An 8,343-nucleotide genomic window follows, 5' to 3' on the forward strand; every position below is an offset into this window, starting at 1 on the left:
CAGAATCGTCAGGACGGTCGCGGAGACGACGGAGCCGAGCATGGAGCCCATGCCGCCGAGGACGACCATGACGAGGATCTCGACCGACTTCATGAAGCCGAACTTCGACGGGTCCATAACGCCGATGCAGCCGGCGTACAGCGCGCCGCCGACGCCCGCGAAGAACGCGGAGACCACGAACGCGAGCGTCTTGTAGTAGGTGGTGTTGACGCCGGAGGCCTCGGCCGCGATCTCGTTGTCGCGGATGGCCAGGATCGCGCGGCCATGGCGCGACTTCATCATCGTGTGGATGAGGAAGATGACCACCGCGACGACGAGGAACACGTTGAGGAAATTCGTGTACCCCGGGATGCCCGAGAGGCCCTTGGCGCCGCCGGTGAAGTCGAAGCCGAGGACGCCGTCGATGTTGTTGATGACGACGCGGATGATCTCGGCGAAGCCCAACGTGATGATGGCGAGGTAGTCGCCCTTGAGGCGCAGGGCCGGGATGCCGATGATGAGGCCGCAGACGGCGGCGCAGATGCCGCCGAAGACGACGCCCGCGACGAACAGCAGGATGGCCGCGGGGCTCGCCATGGCGGCCATGGCCTTGGCGTTCAGGCCGAGCACGGGCATCATGTGCATGATGAACAGCGCGCAGGAGTAGCCGCCCACGCTCATGAAGCCGGCATGGCCCAGCGGGAGCTGGCCGAGGTAGCCCGTGGCGATGTTCAGCGAGACCGCCATGATGATGTAGATGCCGACCTGCTCGAGGACGCCGGTCTGGTAGCGGTTGACGACGCCGCCCGAGATCATCGACTCGCCGATGACCAGGAACAGCAGGACGAGCACGGCATTGATGGCATAGCGCGCGGGCATGGGGAGGCTACGTCGCTTGGAGGCCGGGGCGACCACCGAGGCGGAGAGCGTCGGGCGCTCCTCGCCCTTGTTGTAGTAATCCTTCATTCTGTGCGCACCCCCTTAGACCTTCTCGGTCATCGGACGGCCGAGCAGACCGGTCGGCTTGACGATGAGGACGATGATGAGCAGCAGGAACACGACGGCGTCCTGCCAGACGGAAAGGCCGATGGCCGAGACGAACACCTCGGCGAAGCCGACGATGAGGCCGCCGATGACGGCGCCCGGGATCGATCCGATGCCGCCGAGGACGGCGGCGACGAAGGCCTTGGTACCGAGCATGATGCCCATGGTCGGGGTGATCTGCGTGTAGGCCATGCAGTAGAGCACGGCGCCGATGCCGGCGAGCGCGGAGCCCACGGCGAAGGTGAACGAGATGGTGTGGTTCACGTTGATGCCCATGAGGCGCGCGGCGCCCATGTCCTCGGAGACGGCGCGCATCGCCTTGCCGAGCTTGGTCTTCTGCACCAGGAAGGTGAGGACGGCCGTGGCCGCGGCGGTCACGAGGACGGTGAGGATGGCGCGGCCAGAGAGGCTCGCGTCGCCGAGCTGGATACTGCCGAAGTCTCCGAACGGGGGGACGACCTTGGCTGCGGCGCCGAAGACCAGTTGGCCGCCGTTCTCGAGGAAGTACGAGACGCCGATGGCCGTGATCAGGATCGAGAGGCGCGGGGCGTCGCGCAGCGGCGCGTAGGCGATCTTGTCGATGAGGACGCCGAGCACCATGCAGCCGAGAACGGCGAGAATGGCGGCGACCACCGGGGGAAGGCCGAGGGTGGCCATCGCGATCCAGGCGATGTAGCCGCCCACCATGATGATGTCGCCGTGGGCGAAGTTCAGAAGCAGGATGATGCCGTACACCATGGTGTACCCGAGCGCCACGAGCGCGTAGATGCTGCCGAGGCTGAGGCCGTTGAGCAGCTGAGTCAAGAATGTCATGGGCACTTCCCTTCCGATTCGTTTGCGGATACTGCGAAGGGCACCGAGAGGCTATGCCGATCTCGGTGCCCAGGTTCTGCGCCTGCAGGTGCAGGGGCGAGCTTTAGGACTTAGGCCTCGGGCTCGATGGTGTCGAAGATGGTCTCCTGGCCGTCCTTGAAGGTGATGACCAGGGTGGACTTCTGCGGGTCGCCGGTGCCGGAGTACGAGATGGTGCCCGTGACGCCCTCGACCTTGCAGTTCTTGATGCCCTCGATGACGGCGGCCTTGTAGTCGTCGGAGCCGGGCTCGAGCTTCTTGTCCTCGGCGGCCTTCAGGCCCTCGGTGACGATGGCGGCGGCGTCGTAGGCAAGGGCGTTGAAGTTCGTCGGGGCCTCGTTGTATTCGGCCTTGAAGTCCTCGATGAACTTCTTGACCTTCTCGTCGGGGTTGGAGGCGACGAAGGAGGAGCAGTAGAAGCAGCCCTCGAGGTCAGCGGTGGAGGCGTAGTCCTGGTCGCCGCCAACGATGCCGGCCCAACCGTCGGCGCCGAGGAAGACGCCCTTGTAGCCGAGCTGACGGGCCTGGGTGACGATCATGCCGTCGTCCTGGTAGTAGTTGGAGCACAGGATCGCGTCGGGGTTGGCCGAGAGGATATCGGTCAGCTGGGCGTTGAAGTCGGTGGCGCCGGAGGCGTAGCCGGCCTCCTTAGCGACGGTGATGCCCTTCTTCTGGCACTCGTCCTTGAATGCGGAGGCGACGCCGGATGCGTAGTCGTCGCCGGAGTCGTAGATGGTGGCGACGGTCTTGTAGCCCTGCTTGGCGGCGAAGTCGCCCATGACCTTGCCCTGGAACGGGTCGGTGACGCAGGCACGGAAATAGTTGTCGCCATAGGAGATGACGTCGGCGGTGGTAGCGGATGCGGTCACGCAGGGCATGTTGTCCTCGACGGACTTCTGGGCCACGGCGATGGTCGGCTTGGAAGTGACGTCGCCCACGATAGCGGTCACGCCGTCCTCGACGAGCTTGTTGTAGACGGTGACGGCCTCGGTGGCGTCGCCCTTCTCGTCCTGGACGTCGGTGTCGACCTGCTTGCCGTTGACGCCGCCGTTGACGTTGAGCTGCTTGAACCAGAGCAGCGCGCCGTCACGACAGGCGACGCCGTACTGGGCGACGGAGCCGGAGTACGGGCCCATGATGCCGACCTTGATGGAGCCGTCGCCGGAAGCGGAGCCGGAATCGCCGGAGCCGGAGTTGCCGCAGCCGGCAAGACCCAGGCCCGCGGCGACGATGCCGGAAAGCTCGAGGAACTGACGGCGAGAAACAGATGATTTCATTTTTGTCTCCTCCCGTATAGATGCAAAGAATGCTCTATGAGCGTATAGGAGGATAAACCGCGCAGGGCAACGCGTGTCCGCGTTTCAGCTTAGGTTAAAAACAGCGAAACATAAAATAATTGTTCTGTAATATTGCGCCGCCCGCCGGAGATATCAAGCCTTCCGCCGATGCCGAATGACGAGTGTGGCCACGACGGCTCCCGTCGCCATGCCGGCGAGGTCGATCAGCACGTCGCGGGCGCAGCCGGTGCGCCCGGGCACGAAGAGCTGGATCGTCTCGTCGAGGACGGGGACGGCGGCGCAGAGCACCACGGGGACGACCCGAAGGCGCGAGGAGAGAAGCCCTTGGAGAACGAGGGCCTTCGCAAGGTTCGCTGCCACGGCACCGAGCACGGCGTACTCTGAGAAATGCGCGCACTTGCGGATGATGAAGGTGCAGGTATCCTTGTCAACGATGCCGAGTGCGCCGAATAAGGGCCTCAGCAGCGAGTACACCAAACCGCTTTCGGCGGAGGACTCGGGGCCCTGAACGAGCGAGTGCCCCCAGATGAAGCAGATCCACGCGAGAAGGAAAACTCCCCAGCCGAGGGCCGGGGAGCCGAGTCGACCATGGCGCTTTGCGCCGACCGCCACGCGCTACGCCTCCTTCATGATGGGCATGGCCATGTGCTTGGGGCGGTAGGGCTCAGAGTCGTCCGCTCGGTGAAGGGAGCTCGTGCCAGTCTTTCCCGCGGATCGCGCAAGGGCATTCGTCGAGGTGCCCCCCTCGAGCAGTCGCAGGAAGCGCCCGGCGGCGTTGCGGGTAGCCTTGGAAGAGTTGTGGCCGAACTCGTCGCCGATGAGGTAATCGACGTAGGACTCGGTGTCCACGACCTCGGGATGGCCCGCCAGGGGCTTGAACGGGATGAACGTGGTGCTCTGCTCGAGGCCGTCCGGCTCGTCGAGGGTATCGGCGTCGCCGACGCTGTCCCCGAAGGGCGCGGGCAAGACCGGCGCGGGGTTGACGAGGTTCGCGTTCAGGCGCTCGTCCATCGACTTCAGGGCAGAGGCCCAGTCGTCGTCGGCGAGCGAGTCGTCCGCATCGCGGCGCTCGGGGTAGACGCCCTCGTCGACGAAGGCGATGCGATCGGCGATGGAGCCGTGGGTGAACTCGTCGGCAGGGCTCGCGGTGGGAGCGGGGGCGGGCATAGGGGCAGCAGGTGCCTCGGACGCCGCGGCCGGAGCCGGAGCGGAGGAGCCCGTGTGCGCAGGACGCCTCAGCGAGGCGGTCTGCGCGGCCTCGATGAGCATCTGCTTGCCGGTCTCGGAGAAGTCCGAGGGGATGGCAAGCCCGTCGGTGTCCTCCCCTTCCACGTAATCGTCGATCTTCGCGATGGACGCGAGGCCGACGGAGGTGTTCCACCAGGAGGTGCCAACATCGGCGACCGAGCCGTCGGCGCGCTCGATGACGGGGAGGCCGTCCATCATATCGGCGCCCATACGGTCGCGCAGGGTCTTCGCTACGCCTTGGGCGCGCGTGGCCATACGGGCGCCGAAGGTGGCCTTCTTGACGTAGTTCTGGGCGATCTGCTCGTAGTCGTCGGTCGCGTGGGAACCGATGACCAGCAGAGGCTCCGGCGCGGGCTCTTTATCCGCGGCGTGGAAATGCTTGCCGGACTTCCGGGCAGGCGCATCCTCGGCAGCCGCGAAGTCAACGCGTGCCGGGGCAGGCGCTGGCGCGGCGGCATTAAAGTCCTCCTTCAACGGGATGGGCTGGAAGGCCTGGGCAGGGAACTCGGCATCGGAGCGCCTCTGGTCGCGCGCCATGAGCGAGTGGCACACGACGGCGGAGACGACGCCCGAGACGACGGCACCGGTCAGCACGCCCGCGCCGAAGCAGGCGACGGGGCTGCCGAGCACCGAGGATACGGCCTCGTCGAGCGAGGCGGCGAGGGCGGGCTGCGGAACCAGGATCGCCGCGCCAACGAGACCCGCCGTCACAGCAGGGTTTCTTCTCGTCTTCATGCCCAAAGCACCTCCGCAGTACCGCGGCGGCGAACGTCCTAAATCCTGAATTTGCTGCGTGGGAATCCCCGGGAAGGTCCGGGGCCTTTGCTGCTGCGGTGTGGCTTGATTTAGGTGTGTTTGCCGCTGCAACGTTCAATAGCTTGTTTACTATAGCGCACAAACAAATGCCTTCATGCGCAAAAAAAGGCCAGGCCCTCAACATTCATTTGTCGAGGACCCGGCCGGTCGGTTAGTCGATCCCAGATCAGGCGATGTAGTCGGTCTGTTGGGCCTTCTTTGCGCTCTTGATGAGGAACTCGCGGTTGTCGTTCGTGCCCTTGAGGCCCTTGACGAGGGCGTTCGCGGCGCGCTCAGTGTTGTTCATGTTCGCGAGGATGCGGCGAATGCCCCAGACGAAGGGGCGGTACTCCTCGGGGATGAGCAGGTCCTCGTTGCGCGTGCCGGACGAGACCGGGTCGATGGCCGGGAAGATTCGGCGGTCGGCGAGGTCGCGGTCAAGCTTGAGCTCCATGTTGCCCGTGCCCTTGAACTCCTCGAAAATGACCTCGTCCATCTTGGACCCCGTGTCCACGAGGGCGGAGGCGATGATGGTGAGGGACCCGCCGTTCTCGATGTTGCGCGCAGCGCCGAGGAACTTCTTTGGCGGGTAGAGCGCGGCGGAGTCGACGCCGCCGGAGAGGATGCGGCCGCTCGCGGGGGTCGCGAGGTTGTAGGCGCGGGCGAGGCGGGTGATGGAGTCGAGGACCACCACGACATCCTCCCCCATCTCGACCAGGCGCTTAGCATGCTCGATCACGAGCTCAGAGACGCGGGTGTGGTTGTCCGCCGGCATGTCGAAGGTCGAGGCCACGACCTCGCCCTTGATGGAGCGCTCCATGTCGGTGACCTCCTCGGGGCGCTCGTCGACGAGCAGGCAGAAGAGGTGCACCTCGGGGTTGTTGGCCGCGATGGACTGGCAAATCTTCTTGAGGACGGTCGTCTTGCCGGCCTTCGGGGGGCTGACGATGAGGCCGCGCTGACCCTTGCCGATGGGGCTCACCAGATCGATGGCCCGGCCGGTGATGGAGTCCTTGCCGTGCTCCATGACCAGGCGCTCATTGGGGAAGACCGGCGTCAGGTCGCGGAAGCGGGGCCGGGACTTGACCGACTCGGGCGCCACTCCGTTGACGGAGGTCACCTTGATGAGGGGCGGGTACTTCGCGTTGCCGCGGCCGGGGCCCACCGTTCCGACGACGCGGTCGCCAGGGCGCAGGCCGAGGCTGCGGATCATCTGCTGGTGGACGAAGCAGTCGTCGTCGCCTTTCATGTAGTTGCCCGTGCGCAGCCAGCCGAAGCCCTCGTTTCCGATCTCGAGAACGCCGTCGACGGGGCGGAAGCCCTCGGCGCGGGCGGCGGCCGCATAGACCGCCTCGACGAGCTCGGGCTTGCGCAGGCCGACGTACTCGATCTCGAGCTCAGCGGCCTTCGAGCGCAGGTCCGCGACCTTCATGGCCGCGACATCCTCGAGCGAGAGGGACGGCTCGGCGTTGAAGTCGCGGTTGCGGTTCTTGCGGTTGTTGCGGCGGTTGTTGTTGCGCCCGCCGCCCTGGCCATCGGACCCGCGGTCCGCGTAGCGGTCTTTCTTGCGCTGGTTCTGCAGAGAGCCGTCGGGCTGCTTCTCGGCCTGGGACTGGTCGCGGCGCTCGTCGGACTCGAAGTCACGCTCCGAGTGCCTGCGGTTGCGGCGCCCGCGGCGCGGCTGTTCGGAATCGGCGGGGCGCGCCTCACCTGCCTGCTGGGCGCCGGAGCCCTCGGGGGCGACGGAGTCGAGGGCCTTGGCCCCGGGCACGTCGCCCGGCTCGGAGGAAGCGTGGGTCGCGTCCTGTGCGATACGGTTCAGCTCCTTGATGTCCTTCTTTGTGAAGGGCTCAGAAGCCGGCTCGGAGCCTTCGCCTTCGGCGGCGTCTGCGGGCTTCTGCTTCCTCGGGCGCCCGACGCGGCGCTTCGGCTTCTCGGCGACGGGGACGTCGCCTGCGACAGCAGGGATCTCGCGCGGCGCGGAATCGCTGGAGGCGACGGCCTCAGCGGGCGCGGCATCCCCCGAGGGCACGGCGGTCTGTGCCGACACGGCCTGGGCCTCCGCGGGATCCGCCTTGGGTTTGCGCGCGCGGGCGACGCGGCGGCGCGGCTTCTGCGCGCCCTCAAGAGACGCATCGACGCCATCAGAGGCGGCGGCGCCATCGGCGACCGGTGCCTCGGCCGCGGCGACCTTGCTAGAACGCTTCGTCGACCTGCGAGCCTTCGGAGCGGTCTTCGCGGCAGATGCGGAAGCGGGGTCGTCCGAGGGCTTCCCCGCAGCTTCGCCGGAGAGCTTGCCCTCCCCCGAATCAGCGCGAGCGGCGGCGCCGGAACCTTCGGGGGCGCCCTCAGTCAGCTCCGCCTGCTTCTTTGCCGTGCGGCGAACCCGACGCTTGGGGGCCGGATTCTGCTCGTCGGCGGGCTCTGCCGAGACGGTCTTCTCTTCTGTCATGTAGTACCTCTCTGTATTTGCGCGGCCAAGGTCACGGCAGGCCGCAATGCCGATATTGAGTCAAGATAAGAGACAGCCGAATTCGGATCAAAGCCCGAGAGAGTATGTAGGGTGAGATCACGGCGCAACATGCGCGACTGCTTTGTTGCGACTATAGCAGCAAGAACGCTCGGAAGCAAACGAAAATGAGTTAATTTGCTATGCGCCGACTCATGAATCGGGGCTGTCGGAGATTAATCCCCCGACAGCCCCGGACAGGCTCCGTTTTCTTGTTTGTGCCCCTCGGTCGGCTGCGGCCGCGCGACCTCAAGCACGTGGCCGCGAGAAGAGCGCTAATTCCTCGGCTTGCGGACCTTGCGGCGCACGATGACGGACTCGATGACCTGCTTCATCTGCTCAGCCCGGTCGCGCCCGGCCTCGGTCAAGGCGACGCTCGTCGTATGCTGCTTGCCCGACTCGCGCCGGCGCTCGACGAGGCCCTGCTCGGCGAGGGAGGACACGCTCATCGAGACCGTCGGCTGCAGAAGCCCGAGTACATCGACGAGCTGCATGATGGTGAGCTCATCGGCCTCCGCAGAGTAAAGGCCCAAAAGAACCAGGTCGCCCGCCTTGCAGAAAATGGACCCCATGGCATCGACGTACTTGCAGATCCTCTCGGCCGAGGTCCTCGAGAGC

7 protein-coding genes are annotated in these 8,343 nt (G+C 66.0%); all 7 read right to left on the reverse strand.

The features are described 5' to 3' along the window. The coding region (locus tag ACT84W_RS04935; RefSeq protein WP_444328400.1) for a branched-chain amino acid ABC transporter permease at window positions 1-945 on the reverse strand (945 nt) is incomplete at its 3' end. A gap of 15 nt (window positions 946-960) precedes the next feature. Then, window positions 961-1,836, reverse strand: a complete 876-nt coding sequence (locus ACT84W_RS04940) for a branched-chain amino acid ABC transporter permease (protein ID WP_444328401.1) — start codon at window positions 1,834-1,836, stop codon at window positions 961-963. Window positions 1,837-1,946: 110 nt separating this feature from the next. Continuing rightward, window positions 1,947-3,152: an ABC transporter substrate-binding protein gene (locus ACT84W_RS04945; RefSeq protein ID WP_444328402.1), complete on the reverse strand. Its 1,206-nt coding sequence runs from the start codon at window positions 3,150-3,152 to the stop codon at window positions 1,947-1,949. A gap of 153 nt (window positions 3,153-3,305) precedes the next feature. Then, window positions 3,306-3,785, reverse strand: a complete 480-nt coding sequence (locus ACT84W_RS04950; protein WP_444328403.1) for a VanZ family protein — start codon at window positions 3,783-3,785, stop codon at window positions 3,306-3,308. Between the two features lie 3 nt (window positions 3,786-3,788). After that, on the reverse strand, window positions 3,789-5,156 hold the full coding sequence (locus ACT84W_RS04955; RefSeq protein ID WP_444328404.1) for a hypothetical protein: 1,368 nt from the start codon (window positions 5,154-5,156) through the stop codon (window positions 3,789-3,791). A 247-nt stretch (window positions 5,157-5,403) separates the two neighbouring features. Beyond that, entirely contained in the window at window positions 5,404-7,668 is a 2,265-nt protein-coding gene (gene rho / locus ACT84W_RS04960) for a transcription termination factor Rho (RefSeq protein WP_444328405.1), read from the reverse strand. Between the two features lie 332 nt (window positions 7,669-8,000). Next, a partial coding sequence (locus ACT84W_RS04965; protein ID WP_444328406.1) for a MarR family transcriptional regulator occupies window positions 8,001-8,343 on the reverse strand: 343 nt, incomplete at its 5' end.

This window comes from Paratractidigestivibacter sp. (genome assembly GCF_052362415.1).
GTDB lineage: Bacteria > Actinomycetota > Coriobacteriia > Coriobacteriales > Atopobiaceae > Paratractidigestivibacter.